Origin of the sequence: Celeribacter sp. HF31, from assembly GCF_011806455.1 — a bacterium.
Classification (GTDB): domain Bacteria; phylum Pseudomonadota; class Alphaproteobacteria; order Rhodobacterales; family Rhodobacteraceae; genus Celeribacter.
Genome location: NZ_JAATOT010000005.1, coordinates 217,123 through 231,589, shown reverse-complemented (window position 1 = coordinate 231,589; position 14,467 = coordinate 217,123). Strand labels below are relative to the sequence as shown.

Annotated in this window: 13 protein-coding genes; 5 read left to right on the top strand and 8 right to left on the bottom strand. The window is 59.8% G+C overall.

Features of this window, described 5'->3' with window-relative positions; all coding sequences use genetic code 11:
* Positions 1-8 precede the first annotated feature (8 nt).
* From HCZ23_RS12715 to HCZ23_RS12705, 3 genes are read right to left on the bottom strand one after another with little or no spacing between them, the layout of a single operon-like run.
* Positions 9-1,091 (bottom strand): ABC transporter ATP-binding protein, encoded by a 1,083-nt coding sequence (locus tag HCZ23_RS12715; protein WP_167602103.1) that lies wholly within the window; start codon positions 1,089-1,091, stop codon positions 9-11.
* A 56-nt stretch (positions 1,092-1,147) separates the two neighbouring features.
* The gene (locus HCZ23_RS12710; protein WP_167602102.1) at positions 1,148-2,203 is read right to left on the bottom strand and encodes a methyltransferase domain-containing protein; all 1,056 of its coding nucleotides are present in this window, start codon (positions 2,201-2,203) and stop codon (positions 1,148-1,150) included.
* 21 nt (positions 2,204-2,224) lie between these two features.
* The gene (locus HCZ23_RS12705; protein WP_167602101.1) at positions 2,225-3,004 is read right to left on the bottom strand and encodes an SDR family oxidoreductase; all 780 of its coding nucleotides are present in this window, start codon (positions 3,002-3,004) and stop codon (positions 2,225-2,227) included.
* 353 nt (positions 3,005-3,357) lie between these two features.
* On the opposite strand from HCZ23_RS12705, the gene HCZ23_RS12700 reads away from it, so the two are divergent.
* From HCZ23_RS12700 to HCZ23_RS12685, 4 genes are all read left to right on the top strand, one after another.
* Positions 3,358-4,401 (top strand): Hint domain-containing protein, encoded by a 1,044-nt coding sequence (locus tag HCZ23_RS12700; RefSeq protein WP_254870305.1) that lies wholly within the window; start codon positions 3,358-3,360, stop codon positions 4,399-4,401.
* A 105-nt stretch (positions 4,402-4,506) separates the two neighbouring features.
* On the top strand, positions 4,507-6,114 hold the full coding sequence (locus HCZ23_RS12695; protein ID WP_167602100.1) for a peptide chain release factor 3: 1,608 nt from the start codon (positions 4,507-4,509) through the stop codon (positions 6,112-6,114).
* A 73-nt stretch (positions 6,115-6,187) separates the two neighbouring features.
* On the top strand, positions 6,188-6,784 hold the full coding sequence (locus HCZ23_RS12690; protein WP_167602099.1) for an exopolysaccharide biosynthesis protein: 597 nt from the start codon (positions 6,188-6,190) through the stop codon (positions 6,782-6,784).
* Between the two features lie 133 nt (positions 6,785-6,917).
* A complete protein-coding gene (locus HCZ23_RS12685; protein WP_167602098.1) occupies positions 6,918-7,364 on the top strand; it encodes a hypothetical protein in 447 nt (148 codons plus the stop codon).
* Between the two features lie 69 nt (positions 7,365-7,433).
* Here the strand turns inward: HCZ23_RS12685 and HCZ23_RS12680 are convergent, their stop codons facing one another.
* Entirely contained in the window at positions 7,434-7,853 is a 420-nt protein-coding gene (locus tag HCZ23_RS12680) for an OsmC family peroxiredoxin (protein ID WP_167602097.1), read from the bottom strand.
* 334 nt (positions 7,854-8,187) lie between these two features.
* Here HCZ23_RS12680 and HCZ23_RS12675 point away from each other — a divergent pair, with 334 nt between their 5' ends.
* The gene (locus HCZ23_RS12675; protein ID WP_167602096.1) at positions 8,188-9,651 is read left to right on the top strand and encodes a DEAD/DEAH box helicase; all 1,464 of its coding nucleotides are present in this window, start codon (positions 8,188-8,190) and stop codon (positions 9,649-9,651) included.
* Positions 9,652-9,832: 181 nt separating this feature from the next.
* Here HCZ23_RS12675 and HCZ23_RS12670 read toward each other — a convergent pair whose 3' ends face one another.
* The 4 genes from HCZ23_RS12670 to nuoN are packed head-to-tail and all read right to left on the bottom strand — an operon-like array spanning position 9,833 to position 14,455.
* On the bottom strand, positions 9,833-11,494 hold the full coding sequence (locus HCZ23_RS12670; RefSeq protein WP_167602095.1) for a ribonuclease J: 1,662 nt from the start codon (positions 11,492-11,494) through the stop codon (positions 9,833-9,835).
* Positions 11,491-12,270 (bottom strand): type III pantothenate kinase, encoded by a 780-nt coding sequence (locus tag HCZ23_RS12665; RefSeq protein WP_167602094.1) that lies wholly within the window; start codon positions 12,268-12,270, stop codon positions 11,491-11,493. Before HCZ23_RS12665 ends, HCZ23_RS12670 begins: the two co-directional genes overlap by 4 nt.
* Positions 12,270-12,959, bottom strand: coding sequence for a biotin--[acetyl-CoA-carboxylase] ligase (locus HCZ23_RS12660; RefSeq protein ID WP_368487352.1), 690 nt, complete (start codon positions 12,957-12,959; stop codon positions 12,270-12,272). The genes HCZ23_RS12665 and HCZ23_RS12660 overlap by 1 nt, the downstream gene beginning before the upstream one ends.
* Positions 12,960-13,018: 59 nt before the next feature.
* On the bottom strand, positions 13,019-14,455 hold the full coding sequence (gene nuoN, locus HCZ23_RS12655) for an NADH-quinone oxidoreductase subunit NuoN (RefSeq protein WP_167602092.1): 1,437 nt from the start codon (positions 14,453-14,455) through the stop codon (positions 13,019-13,021).
* Positions 14,456-14,467 lie beyond the last annotated feature (12 nt).

Here is a 14,467-nt window from a genome sequence, read left to right as displayed (position 1 = left end):
GGAAAGACTTAGGCGGCTTTTGTGGGGAACACGAAACAGCGATCCCGACGCATCATCAGCCACATGGCGGTCCCTGGCTTCGGCAGGAACACCGAGGGCACCGTGGCTTTCAAAACCGATCCGTCGAACTCCATTTTGAACTCCACAAGGCTTTCGCGCCCCATGAACCGCGCCCGCTGCACCACCGCGCGTGCGGGCGTGCCGTATTGCGGCGTCGGATTGGGGCCGCGACCTTCGCGATCAAAATCGATGCGCAGGTGTTGCGGGCGGATGACAATCTCGACCTCGGCATCATCGGGCTGACCGGGACAGAGGAATTCGCCGAAAGCCGTGGTCACGGCAAGCTTCTGCACCGTGCCCCGGATCACATTGATATCGCTGAAAAACGCCGCCGCCTTACGGTCCACGGGAGCGTTGTAAATGTTGTAGGGCGCGCCTTGTTGCACGATTTTGCCGTCGCGCATCAGCGCGATCTCATCGGCCATGCGCATGGCCTCGTGTGGCTCATGGGTGACGAGCAAAACGGCAGTGTTTTCGGATTTCAACACATCCAAAGTGCTGTCGCGAATGTCGTCCTTGAGACGTTCATCCAGACCGGAAAAGGGCTCATCCATCAACATGATCGACGGTCGCGGTGCCAAGGCGCGGGCGAGCGCGATCCGCTGTTGTTCGCCACCTGACAATTCATGCGGGAATTTGTCGATGGCGGACAGAAGCTCGACCTTGTCCAGCAGTTCCTCGACACGCGCGCGTTTGTCGGATTTGTGGCCTTTTAAGCCAAAGCTCACGTTCTCCGAGACGCTCAAATGTGGGAAAAGCGCAAAATCCTGGAACATCAAACCGATGGACCGTTGTTCTGGCGGGACCCGAAATACGGTGTCGCAGACCAGTTGCCCATCGACATAAATCTCGCCTGCGTCCTGCATATCGACGCCCGCGATGATGCGCAAAGTCGTGGATTTGCCACAGCCCGACGGCCCCAAAAGACAGGTCACCTGCCCCGGCATCACCTTGAGCGAGACATCGGACACCACATCGCGGCCCTGAAAGCGGCGGCGAATGTTGCGGATTTCCAGGCGCGGGTCGGTCACGGGCGGGAGCTTTGTCTGACGAAAATTCTCAACTTCCCTAACAGGCAAGCGCCGCCTTAGCAACAGCCACCGGAGGATGCGGGCGCGCCGCTGTCCGACAGGCTATCAAAGGGGCTGGTCCCGCCGCAGCCTGCGAAAATGCCGTAATGGGTGGAAAAATCGCCAATAAACTCAAAATGCGGTGCAAAGCGTGTGTCGGCCAGCATTTTGAACGTGTTGCCACAGACCGGGAAAACCCGGCCGGTCTCGATCACATGACCACCGTCCAACACGAATTCATGCGGCGCGCCGGGGACGGTGCCTTTGTAGATCACCGCCTGACCGTAGTCTTCGCATTCCGGTTCGAGATCGAGTTTGAACAGGCGATAGGTGGCGGAAATAAACTTGATCGGTGCGACTTTGGCCTCCAGCTCCGGGTTCTCGACCGTCAACGCGCGGTGGGTCACCAGACGCGGATCGGCGAACCCCGCCGCACGGGCCATATATTCGAAATCATTCCAATAAAGCGCACCGGAGAGGCATTCGCCATAGAGCACCGGATCGGCCCTGAGCGCCTCCGGCACCCGCCGGTCGGCGTAGACATCGGAGAAATACATCTCTCCGCCTGGTTTCAAGAGACGATAGGCCTCACGCAGCACGACGGGCTTGTCCATCGCCAGATTGAGCACACAGTTGGACACGATCACATCGAAGCTGGCGTCTTCCAGCGGCAGCTCATCGAGCTTTTCGATGTACCCCTGATGAAACGCGACATTGGACTGCGCATAGCCGAAGCGGTCGGCGTGCCAATCCTGATGACGGCGGGCAACGACGAGTTGTTCCTCGGTCATATCGACGCCGACGACAAAGCCATTTTCGCCCACGAATTGCGCCAGAGCATAGACATCGCGGCCAGACCCTGAGCCAAGGTCCAAAACCCGCGCACCCTCCAACACATCCGGCGCGATCAACCCACAGCCGTAATAGCGGCTCAGCACCTCGTCGTGGATGTTGGACAGCGCGGATTTCAACTCCGCCGAAAGATCATCGGGCGAGCAACAGGCGTTGGTTTTCAGGTCTTCAGAGCCCCGCAACACCTTGCCGTAATAGTCCTGAACATCCGCGTGGCTCATGGCCCTCTCCCCTATTTCGTCTCAGAAAGTCGAATTGAATTGGCCGCCATCCAAAAGCACGTTCTGGCCGACCATAAAGCCCGCATATTGCGAACACATGAAGGCACAGGTGGCGCCGAATTCCTCGATGGTGCCATAGCGCCCGGCGGGCACCGATTTGGCGCGCTCGGCGGTGATTTCTTCGGGCGCGGTGCCGCGGCTGTCGGCGAGCGTCTTGTCCATGCCGGTCATGCGATCCGTGGCGTGGAAACCGGGCAAAAGGTTGTTCATCACAACGCCGGAGGCCGCGATTTGACGCGAGGTGCCCGCGACATAGCCCGTCAGCCCCGCACGCGCCGAATTCGAGAGACCCAATTGACCCAGCGGCGATTTCACCGCAACGGAGGTGATGTTGACCACCCGGCCCCAGCCGCGATCTATCATGCCCGGCACCAGCGCCTTGATCAGCGCAATGGGGGCCAGCATGTTCGAATCGAGCGCACTGATAAAGTCGTCGCGCTCCCAATCGGTCCACATGCCGGCGGGCGGGCCGCCTGCGTTGTTCACCAGAATATCGGCGCCCTCTGCCTCTTTGAGGATGGCGGCGCGGCCCTCTTCGGTGGTCACATCGGCAGCCACCGTGACGACTTTGACGCCGAAGGCATCGCGAATCCTCTGGGCCTCGGCCTCGAGCAATTCGGCCCCCCGCGCGTTCATCACCAGATCGACACCTGCCTCTGCCAGCGCGCGGGCGCAGCCGAGGCCCAGCCCTTTGGAGGACGCGCACACCAGCGCCTTTTTGCCTTCGATGCCAAGATCCATTCCCGTCTCCTTCGTGCTGTCGCGATCTGTCTTTGGGGACGTTTGTAGCCGCCCTGTTTTTCAAGGACCAGCCTCGTCTTCTTCCTCCTTGCGTGAGAGGTCTGCCCCGCTCGGCCCCTCTCACCGCTTTGCCAAAAATTACACCAGTCCCGCCCAAATCATGCCATTGTTTCGGGAGAGATTAGAAATGTTAAAGATCAAGACCCGGTGATGCGTGCTTCTGGGCTGTCTCTCTGTACATTGGACGTGAGGTCCTGCATATTTATGCCCTTGAGATCGCTGAGAACGAGTCCAACGCCAAAGCGTCGGCACAGGGGTGGTAAATCAAGCGTAACGGGGGGTCGGAGCGCAGAATGACGACGAAGGGGAACGGCATTTCCATGTCCCGGCAAGCGGATGGTCAAACCGGCCTGCCGCTGCAAAGCCTTGCGGTCTATTGCGGTCGAGATTTTCGCGTCACCAATGGCGTGAACCTCGGAGACGGTCTGTCGCACGCGTCCGAAATGGAACTGGCCGACAACTATCAACTGCGCCAAGAGGCGGTTCGCAGCCGCCTGTCTATCATGGTCGAAAACGAGATGCTGAGCGTCGCAGAAGGCTCAGAACTTGGCCGCGTTTCTCATGCGCTGCACCTCGATTGCGTCGCGACCTTCATGGCCGCGTCGGGCGGTACGGTCGAAGTGCTTGTGATCGTGGAAACCGACGCGAACGGCTTGATCGAAGAGACGTTTTTCCTGCCCTTCGCGCCGCTCAAGCCGGATCTCGAATATGCGCTGGTCAAGGTTGACGAAGACACGGCGCGCACCCGATTGTCGGATGTGGCCTGTGTCGCTTTCACCCGCGGCACGCGGATCACGCTGGCCAACGGCATGCAAAAACCTATCGAAGAGCTGGCCGTCGGCGATCGGGTTCTGACCCGCGATCACGGCCCGCAACAAGTGCGCTGGATCGGCGCGCAAACCGTGCGCGCGACCGGGGCCTTTGCCCCGATCGTGATCAAAAAGGGCGCTTTGAACAACGCCCACGATCTCGTCGTCTCGCCGCATCACCGGATTTTCATCTACCAACGCCGCGATGCCGTGCGCGCCGGACGCGCCGAGGTTCTGGTCAAGGCCAAGCTGTTGGTGAACGGCCAGAATGTCATTCAGAGCGAAGGCGGTTTCGTGGATTATTTTCAGGTGCTTTTCGACAGCCACGAGATCATCTACGCCGAGGGCATCGCCGCCGAAAGCATGTTCGTGGACGGGCGGGTAAAGCCGTTCCTCCCGGCGGATATTCAGGCAAAACTCTCGCCCGGTCACACATTCCCCGAGACGCCCCGGGCGTTTGAGCTGCGCGACGGGATGTTGGAGCCCTCCGTGGCGGCGGAGGTGTTGCGGTCCGCCTCGGGGAATTGAGTATTTCTGGCAGCAAAGGAAACATGGCGCCGCACATCGCGCAGGTTCTGAGTCATGTGTGTTTGCCCATTGCCGGGAATGACGCCCACGCGTATATGAACGCGCATGTTGGATCGTAGCCATAACGCCCCCGAATTGCCGCCGGAGATTGCCCGTCGCCGGACCTTCGCCATCATCTCGCACCCGGACGCCGGTAAGACGACGTTGACGGAGAAGTTCCTGCTTTATGGGGGCGCGATTCAGATGGCCGGTCAGGTGCGCGCGAAAGGCGAAGCGCGGCGGACGCGGTCGGACTTCATGCAAATGGAAAAGGACCGCGGGATTTCCGTGTCGGCCTCTGCGATGTCCTTCGATTTTTCGGGCTATCGGTTCAACCTTGTCGACACGCCCGGCCACTCGGATTTTTCCGAGGACACCTACCGCACGCTCACAGCGGTGGATGCGGCGATCATGGTGATCGACGGCGCGAAGGGCGTGGAAAGCCAGACGCAGAAACTCTTTGAAGTCTGCCGGATGCGCGATCTGCCGATCCTGACGTTTTGTAACAAGATGGACCGCGAGAGCCGCGATACGCTTGAGATCATTGATGAAATTCAAGAGAATCTCGCAATTGACGTGACGCCGGCCTCTTGGCCGATTGGCGTCGGGCGGGATTTTTTGGGCTGTTATGACGTGCTCAATGACCGCCTCGAACTGATGGACCGTGCCGACCGCAACAAGGTGGCGGAGAGCATCAAGATTGCGGGTCTGGACGATCCGAAGCTGGCCGAGCATGTGCCAGAGCACCTGCTGGAACAGCTCAAGGAAGAGCTGGAGATGGCGCGTGAGTTGTTGCCGCCGTTTGATCGTCAGGCGTTTCTTGACGGGACGCTGACGCCGATTTGGTTCGGCTCCGCGATCAACTCTTTTGGTGTGCAAGAGCTGATGGACGGCATCGCCAAATACGGCCCCGTGCCGCAGCCGCAAAAGGCTTCGCCGCGCGACATCAGCCCCGAAGAGACCAAGGTCATGGGCTATGTGTTCAAGGTGCAGGCCAATATGGACCCAAAACACCGCGACCGCGTGGCTTTTGTCCGTCTGGCCGCGGGGCATTTCAAACGTGGCATGAAACTCACCCATGTGCGCTCGAAAAAACCGATGGCGATCTCGAACCCGGTGCTGTTTCTGGCCTCTGACCGGGAGTTGGCCGAAGAGGCCTGGGCCGGCGACATCATCGGCATTCCGAACCATGGCCAGCTGCGCATCGGCGACACGTTGACCGAGGGCGAGGACATCCGCGTGACCGGCATCCCGTCTTTCGCGCCTGAGCTTTTGCAAGGCGTGCGCGCGGGCGATCCGATGAAAGCGAAACACCTCGAAAAGGCGCTGATGCAATTCGCCGAAGAAGGTGCGGCCAAGGTGTTCAAACCAGCCATCGGCTCCGGGTTTATCGTCGGCGTGGTCGGCGCGCTTCAGTTCGAAGTGCTGGCCAGCCGGATCGAGTTGGAATACGGGCTGCCTGTTCGATTTGATGCATCTCAATTCACTTCTGCGCGCTGGGTGACCGGTCCGAAGTTGGAATTGGACAAGTTTATCAACGCGAACAAACAGCATATTTCCTACGATCACGATGGCGATCCGGTGTTTCTGACGCGTCTGCAATGGGACATCGACCGCATCGAGCGCGATTATCCTGAGCTCACGCTGTCGGCCACGAAAGAGATGATGGTCTGATCTCAAAAGGCTCCGCTTTGGAACCTTTTAGGCTGTCATGCGTCCTCTTCATGAGGGAACGCAGGGTTCGGGCATGAGTGACGACGGAAATTCGGAGAACGAGGATCACCTGACAGAGATGTTTGGCGATCTCGACAGCCTCACCGAGACGCAGCAAAAGCTGTCCATCGGCAAGCTGGTGAAAACCATGGAATCGCGTGGCGTGGGGCCGTTTTACGTGCTCACCGGCATGCTTGTGACCTTTGTCGGCTCGATCCCCGGCCTGCCCGCCATTGCGGGGGGCCTTTTGATCCTCTTGTCAGCGCAAACGCTTCGGGGCAAACGCGGGCTTTGGGTGCCGCGCTGGCTGCGGGATCGCACGGTCTCCGCCGACACACTGCGCAGCGGCAGTCACAAAGCCCAAGCCTTTGCCGCCAAACTCGCGCCTTTCGTGCATGAACGCCTGACAGGGCTTGTCACCGGTCGCGGCCCCGCGCGGATTTTCGCGGTTCTGACGGCGCTTTGCGGCCTCGGCATGATCCTTGTCGGCTTCATTCCCGGACTGCCCATCGCCCTCGCGCTTCCGCTCATCGCGCTTGGCATTGGGTTGACCGGTCGAGATGGTGTGTGGATTATCGCGGCACTTTTGTTGTTGCTGCCCGGCATCTTGCTTTTGATTTTTGGTCTGTGAAATAGGGCCTGTCAGACGCGCAAAGCAAAATTTTGCCAATGTGGAAATTTAAGGATGCCAACCCGGCACAAGTCGTTATGATGCCGGAAAGATTAAACATATTGCACCAAATTCTGCAACGAATGGAGATCCCATGTCCGTCAGCCGCCTCGCCTTGACTGCCAGCATGACCGCAGGCCTGTCCGCCACTGCTTTCCCCGTTTTCGCGGAGGCGCCCGGCTGGGATCTTTTGAAAGGCATCACGATTGACGAGGTGGTCACGGAAACCACCTATGAGGTCAAAAAGGGCTTTCCCGAGCGGTTGAAAAACGGCGTGAAGGGCATGGAATTGACGGGCTATGCCGTACCTCTGACACCGGGCGAGGACATCCTCGAACTGATCCTTGTCTCCGACATGGGGCTTTGCCCGTTCTGCGGCAGCGGCGAACATGGCGCCTCCGTGCAGGTGAGCCTGAATAGCCCGATCCAGGGTCTCGAAGAAGGAGCGCGCGTGACCATCAAGGGCGATATGATGCCGGTTCTGGACCCGGAAACCTGGCAGGCGGCCGTGCTTGAAAATGCCGTCATTACCGGCTCTTGAAGCCCTTCAATCCATTAACAATATTACCAAAACGCCGCCCCAATAGAGGCGGCGTTTTATCGTCGAACATCAGAGAATGTCCAAATCCATGGTGATTTCGCAATCCAGCAGTTGCGAGATCGGGCACCCCTTTTCGGCCTTCTCGGCCGCAGCCTTGAGCGCGGCCTCATCCGCCTGAGCCGAGAGCTTTACATCAAGATGGGCGCGGACAACTTTCGGGCCGTCCTCCATCGAGAGAAAAATGGTCGAACGCGTCTCGATTTTATCTGGCACGATGCTGTCCTCGCCCAAGATATTGGAGAGCGCCATCGAGAAACATCCGGCATGCGCGGCGCCGATCAACTCCTCCGGATTGGTGCCCGGCTTATCCTCGAACCGCGTGTTGAAACCATAGGGTTGATCGGAGAGCGCCCCGCTCTGGGTCGAAATCATCCCCTTGCCTTCTTTCAAACCTCCATGCCATTCGGCGGTCCCGTATTTCTTGATCATATCGCGGCTCCTTTTCCTGAGACGGTGATGTGGGTGTCTTTGGTAACGAAATGGCCTGCCGAAAGGTTCCTTGACGGGCTTTAATGCGTTTCGCATTGAATCTGAGCACAGATTTAGTGTGCGGCGCTCACAAGGTTTAAATGTTGCACTGCGTTTTTGTTTTTCCTGCCTCCGATAGAAAGAAAAACGCTTTACCCCCGTAAATGCAGCATTCCTTGACCTTTTCGTGATTGAAGCGTATGAGGGCGGCCAAAGACGCCTCGGCAATATGGCCGGGCGGGCCGCGCGGGGTTTTGCGGCCACTTCACAGCCGCAACATCGCGAAAGGCACAATTTGACCAAGTTCACCGATCTCAATCTCGCCCCCAAAGTTCTCAAAGCCGTTGAAGATGCGGGTTACGAGAGCCCGACCCCCATTCAGGCCGGCGCCATTCCGCCCGCGCTCGAAGGCAAAGACGTTTTGGGCATCGCCCAGACCGGGACAGGCAAAACCGCCTCTTTCGTTCTGCCGATGATCACCAACCTGGCCCGTGGTCGTGCACGTGCACGGATGCCGCGCTCTCTCGTGCTCTGCCCGACGCGTGAGCTGGCGGCTCAGGTGGCCGAGAATTTCGATCAATACACCAAATACATGAAGCTGACGAAGGCGCTGTTGATCGGTGGCGTGAGCTTCAAGGAGCAAGACGCTCTGATCGACAAGGGTGTCGATGTGCTGATCGCGACGCCCGGGCGTTTGCTCGACCATTTCGAGCGTGGCAAGCTGATCCTGTCGGACGTGAAAGTCATGGTGGTGGACGAGGCCGACCGGATGCTCGATATGGGGTTCATTCCCGACATCGAACGCATCTTCGGCCTGACGCCGTTCACCCGCCAGACGCTGTTCTTCTCCGCCACCATGGCACCGGAGATCGAGCGGATCACCAACACTTTCCTCTCGGCGCCTGCCCGCATCGAAGTGGCGCGTCAGGCGACGTCGGGCGAGAACATCGCGCAAAGCGTGGTGATGTTCAAAGGCTCGCGCCGCGATCGTGCGGCCAGTGAAAAACGCAAACTTCTGCGCGCGCTGATCGACGCCGAGGGCGACAAGCTGCAAAACGGCATCATCTTCTGCAACCGCAAGACGGATGTGGACATCGTTTCCAAGTCCTTGAACAAATACGGGTATCAGGCCTCGCCGATCCATGGCGATCTGGACCAGAGCCAACGGAACGCCACACTGGAGAAATTCCGCAATGGCGAGATCAAGATCCTCGTGGCCTCTGACGTGGCGGCGCGCGGGCTTGATGTGTCCTCTGTCACCCATGTGTTCAACTTCGACGTGCCGGGCCATGCCGAGGACTATGTGCACCGCATCGGCCGCACGGGCCGCGCCGGACGTGACGGTAAGGCAATCATGATCTGCGAGCCGCGCGATGAAAAGAATTTCGCCGATGTCGAAGCCCTGATCGCCAAGGAAATTCCGCGTTTGGAGAACCCGCTTGGGACCGTTACGGAAGAGGCCCCGGCGAGCGACGAAGCAACGTCTGACAAGCCGAAACGCACCCGCTCGCGCCGTCGTCGGTCGGACAAATCGGATGAGGTCAAAACCGCGGATCAAGCGGAAGAGGCTCAACAGGATCGCAGCACCACGCCGCCGAAATCGGAGCCTAAGCCGGAGCCCAAATCCGACCACAGCTCAGACCAGAAACCGCAACATCGTCGTGGCCGTGGCCGCAAAGAGGATGACAAGGTCGTGGGCCTTGGCGACCACCTTCCCTCTTTCATTGCGCTGAGCTTTGACGAGCGTCAGGCGGGATAAACCTCAAGCCAGACCCAGAATTGAAAAACCCGCGCCTGAGAGCGCGGGTTTTCTTTTGAGTATTTGTGGCAGCAAAGGAAACGGCGGCCTGTTAAGCTCTCTCCTCGGCGTTAACCTTAATCAGATTAACCTTAACGCCGAAGAAAGATGAAGACAGTGACGCTGCCTTAAGGCGCTCAGATCAGCTCGACAGGCGCGAGATGATGATCTGGACCTCGGGCTTTTTGCCGACTTCTTCTTGGGTCGTGCGGCGGATGATGCGGCGCATTTCCTCTTCGAGCTTGTCGTCATCGGACAGGGTCTTGGGCTTGGCGCGCATCAGGAACTGGTTCACATCCTCTTCGAGCACCTCATTGAGAGGCGCGCGCGACAGGCCGGTTTCCGGCAGACCGCGCAGCTCGCACCAGCAATCGCCCAGCGGCTCGTCATCTTCGATGATCACCGTGGCCACGACGAGGCCGTTCAAGGCCATGCGGATACGGTCGCGCACGATGCCATCGAGCGCGCCGATCTGGATCGAGCCATCGAGATAGGTGCGGCCGGTTTCGATATAGTCGACCACGCGTGGGGCATTGCCGGAGAGATCCACGCCGACACCGTTCGGCGCCACGATGGATTGGAAACCATTGGAGTCGGCCAGTTTCGCATGTTCGCGCAGGTGGCGGTGTTCGCCATGCATCGGGATCACGACCTGCGGTTTGACGATCTCATGCATCAGCGCCAGATCGGGGCGGTTGGCGTGACCAGAGACGTGAATCTCATCACGGCCAGAGATCGTCTCGACGCCCATTTCCGAGAACGCATTGAGGATGCGACCGACGGAGACCTCATTGCCGGGGATGGTTTTCGAGGAGAAAATCATCGTATCCCCCTCGGCCATCTTGAGGCCAAGGTATTTGCCGCGGGAAAGCTGTGCGGTGGCCGCACGATGTTCGCCCTGCGACCCGGTCGTGAGCAGCATGAGGTTCTCATGCGGAATATCGGCGGCGTTTTCCGGCGACACGGTTTTCGGAAAATCGGAGATGATGCCGGTCTCGATCGCCGCCGTGATCATCCGGCGCATGGCGCGGCCCAGAAGGACGACGGAACGCCCGGCTTTCGAGCCGGCTTCGGCCAGGGTTTTCACCCGCGCGATGTTCGAGGCAAATGTGGTCGCCGCCACCATGCCGTCGAGCGAGGAAATAAGCTCGGTCAGCGGGCCGATCACTTCGGATTCAGAGCGGCCCGGATTGGGCGAGAAGACATTGGTGGAATCGCAGACCAGCGCTTTGACGCCGTTCTTGGAAATCTCTTCGAACAGGGCCCGGTCGAACGGCTCGCCCACCACCGGGTTTTCATCCGTCTTGAAGTCGCCGGTGTGGATCACGCGGCCCGCCGGGCTGTCGATCACAAGGGCGGAGGATTCCGGGATCGAGTGGGAGATCGGCACGAAGCCCACGGTGAAGGGGCCGACAGTGATCTGTTCGGGCCAGGCGGAGACGGTTTTGATCTGCAACTCGTCATGGCCGTGCTCTTCGAATTTCAAACGCGCCAGATGGGCGGTAAACGCGCGGGCATAGATCGGCGCGTCCAGACGCGGCCAGAGGTGGCCGACGGCACCGACGTGATCTTCGTGCGCGTGGGTGATGAAAATGCCGTCGATGCGGTCCTTGCGCTCCTCGAGCCAGGCGACATCGGCGAAGATCAGATCGACGCCCGGCGTGCCATCCATCGAGGGGAAGGTGACGCCCAGATCGACGACGATGAAACGTTCCTGATCCGCAGGCCCGTAGCCATAGACATAGCAGTTCATGCCGATCTCGCCGGCGCCCCCCAGAGGAAGATAGAGAAGACGGTCGCTCATAGGTTACCCATGTCCTTATTATAATTATGGATCACGACGAGGCCGTGAATGGTCAGAAATTCATCGAAATGGTCAAAGAGTTTGTGACCCTGATCGAAGAGCGGCGCAAGGCCTCCGGTCGAAATCACCTGCATCGGACGGCCATATTCGGCCTTGATGCGGTTACATGTCTCACGCACGAGACCAATATAGCCCCAAAACACCCCCGATTGCATACAGGCGACCGTGTTGGTGCCGATGACCTTCTCGGGCATGGTGACATCGACATGCGGCAAAGCGGCGGCTTTGAGGTGGAGGCTTTCGAGCGAGGTGTTCACACCGGGGGAAATCACGCCGCCGACATAAGCCCCGTCCTCCGCCACCACGTCGAAGGTGGTCGCCGTACCGAAATCCACCACGATGAGATCGCCACCAAAGCGATCAAAGGCGCCTGCGGAGTTCACAAGACGGTCGGGACCGACAGTGGTGCCCTCGTCGACACGCGGCATATGCGGCAAGAGGCATTCCGGCTTGCCGACCACAAGCGGCCGACAGTTGAAATAGCGGTTCGCCAGAACCCGCAGGTTGAACACCACACGCGGCACGGTCGAGGAGATGATCACCTCGGTGATGTCCGCCTCGATCTTTTGGAAATTCATCAGCGTCGAGAGCCAGACGTAATACTGATCCGCCGTGCGCTGGTGCTCGGTCGAGGTGCGCCATGTGGCGATGAACGCGCTTCCGTTCCAGATGGAAAAGACGGTGTTGGTGTTGCCGGTGTCGATACAGAGAAGCATCAGAAATAGACCTCTGCGGCTGGGATGGTGAGCTTGCCCTTGGAGGTGGCCAGCACGAGATTGCCAAAGGCATCTACGGTCTCAAACGTGCCGTGATGGGTCTCGCGCATCGTCCGCGCGCGAATTTCACTGCCTAGACGCGCCGCACGCGCCAACCAGGCCTCGCGGATCGGGGCAAAACCGTAGGTGGTGAATTGCGCCTCCCAATGGGCGTAGGCGGGTGCGAGCAGGTCGAGGAATTCCTCAGGCGCCACCAAGGCACCGGTCTCATGCGCCAGGGACACGGGCGGTGTTGCGCCCTCTTCCACCATGGACAGAGGCGGCGCTTCGGCGAGGTTGATGCCGATGCCGATGGCCAGATGCGAGGCGCCGCGCTCCAACAGGATGCCCGCGACCTTGCCACCGTTCAACAGCACGTCGTTGGGCCATTTGAGCGAAAACGGATCGGAGCGGCCGGTCACGGACACGAAGGCGTCATAGAGCGCCAGAGAGGCCACGAAACTGCGCAGCGCGACGAGTTCGGGACGTTCCTGCGGGAACATCAACAGGGTCGCGGCGAAATTGCCCTCCGGCATGGTCCAAGGGCGCCCGCGACGACCGTGCGCCGCCGTCTGGGTCTGGGCCATGATCCATTGCGGAAATGTGGAAGAGGCCGCGACACGCGCGGCCTCCGACATGGTGCTGTCCACAGATGCGAGGACGGTACGTCCTACGCCTGCGGGCCATGTATGACGTGCAGCAGCGGGGCTCACTTGACCAGCGCATCCGCCGCAAGCGCCGCCATACCCTCGACGCCGAACATGTTGACGATGCCGACAAGCATGATCAGAGCGGAGAGGGTCAGAAGCGCGAAGGTCACGGGGCTCGACACCTTGTCGAGCGGCTCGGTCTCGGCGCCGAAGTACATGTAGTAGACGATGCGCAGGTAGTAGAACGCGCCGATCACGGAGGCGATCACACCGAAGACGGCGAGATAGACGAGACCTGCGCCCCAAGCGGCCTGAAGCACCGCCAGCTTCCCGAAGAAACCGAGCATCGGCGGCACACCCGCGAGCGAGAACATCAGGACCAAAAGGGCCAGCGCTTTCGTCGGAGAATTGCGCCAGTAGAGGTTCAGCGCGGAGATGTCGGTGACAGGTTTGCCGTCCCGCTCCATCGTCATGATGAAGGCGAAGGTGCCGATGTTCATCGTCACATAGATCGCCATGTAGATCATCGCGGATTGCACGCCCTCGGCATTGCCAGCCGCCAAGCCCATGAGCGCGAACCCCATGTGGGAGATCGAGGAATAGGCCATCAGACGTTTGATGTTCTTCTGACCGATCCCGGCGATGGCGCCCAAGAACATGGAGGCCACGGCGATGACGGCCAGAACCTGTTGCCAGTCGCCGACGATGCCGCCGAAGGCGTCATGCAGCACGCGGGCGAAGAGGCCCATGGCGGCAAGTTTCGGCGCGGTGGCAAAGAAGGCGGTGGTCGGCGTCGGTGCGCCTTCGTAGACGTCCGGGGTCCACATGTGGAACGGCACGGCGGAGACCTTGAACGCGAGGCCGGTCATCACGAAGACCAGGCCAAAGAGCACGCCCACAGGCACGTCATCTTGCACGACGGAGATGATGCCCGCGAAAGAGGTGGTGCCGGAGAAGCCGTAGACCAAGGACGAGCCATAGAGCAGCAAGCCAGAGGACAGGGAGCCAAGCACGAAATACTTGAGGCCCGCTTCGGTGGATTTCACACTGTCGCGACGGAAGGAGGCGATGACGTAGAGCGCCAGGGACATCAGTTCGAGGCCGAGATAGAGCGCCATCAGGTCGCCCGCAGACACCATGACCATCATGCCGATCGTCGAGAACAGCACGAGGATCGGGTATTCGAATTTGGCGAAGCCGCGTTTGTCCAGGAAGTCATAAGACATCACGAGCACGGCAGCACCCGCGAGAAGCACGCCCACTTTGCCGAAGCGCGAAAACGCATCGTCGATGAACATGCCGCCGAACGCGACACGAGAGCCCTCGCCGCCCAGGCCGATCATCAGCGCGATGATGACGAAGACCGCGGCGGTCACCCAGGTGATCAGAGCCGCGAGTTTGTCCTTGCCGGTGTAGACGGCGAACAGGAGCGCCGCCATGCCGTAGATGGCCAGGAGAACTTCCGGCAGGACGATGGAAAAGTCAGTAGAGGTCATATCCCGGTGTCC

Bases quoted from the DNA above. Each gene is read 5' to 3' on its own strand.
- HCZ23_RS12695 (WP_167602100.1), top strand. From the start codon at position 4,507: ATGTTGGATCGTAGCCATAACGCCCCCGAATTGCCGCCGGAGATTGCC.
- HCZ23_RS12680 (WP_167602097.1), bottom strand. From the start codon at position 7,853: ATGATCAAGAAATACGGGACCGCCGAATGGCATGGAGGTTTGAAAGAA.
- HCZ23_RS12710 (WP_167602102.1), bottom strand. From the start codon at position 2,203: ATGAGCCACGCGGATGTTCAGGACTATTACGGCAAGGTGTTGCGGGGC.
- HCZ23_RS12665 (WP_167602094.1), bottom strand. From the start codon at position 12,270: ATGCTTCTCTGTATCGACACCGGCAACACCAACACCGTCTTTTCCATC.
- HCZ23_RS12690 (WP_167602099.1), top strand. From the start codon at position 6,188: ATGAGTGACGACGGAAATTCGGAGAACGAGGATCACCTGACAGAGATG.
- HCZ23_RS12670 (WP_167602095.1), bottom strand. From the start codon at position 11,494: ATGAGCGACCGTCTTCTCTATCTTCCTCTGGGGGGCGCCGGCGAGATC.
- HCZ23_RS12700 (WP_254870305.1), top strand. From the start codon at position 3,358: ATGACGACGAAGGGGAACGGCATTTCCATGTCCCGGCAAGCGGATGGT.
- HCZ23_RS12705 (WP_167602101.1), bottom strand. From the start codon at position 3,004: ATGGATCTTGGCATCGAAGGCAAAAAGGCGCTGGTGTGCGCGTCCTCC.
- nuoN (WP_167602092.1), bottom strand. From the start codon at position 14,455: ATGACCTCTACTGACTTTTCCATCGTCCTGCCGGAAGTTCTCCTGGCC.
- HCZ23_RS12685 (WP_167602098.1), top strand. From the start codon at position 6,918: ATGTCCGTCAGCCGCCTCGCCTTGACTGCCAGCATGACCGCAGGCCTG.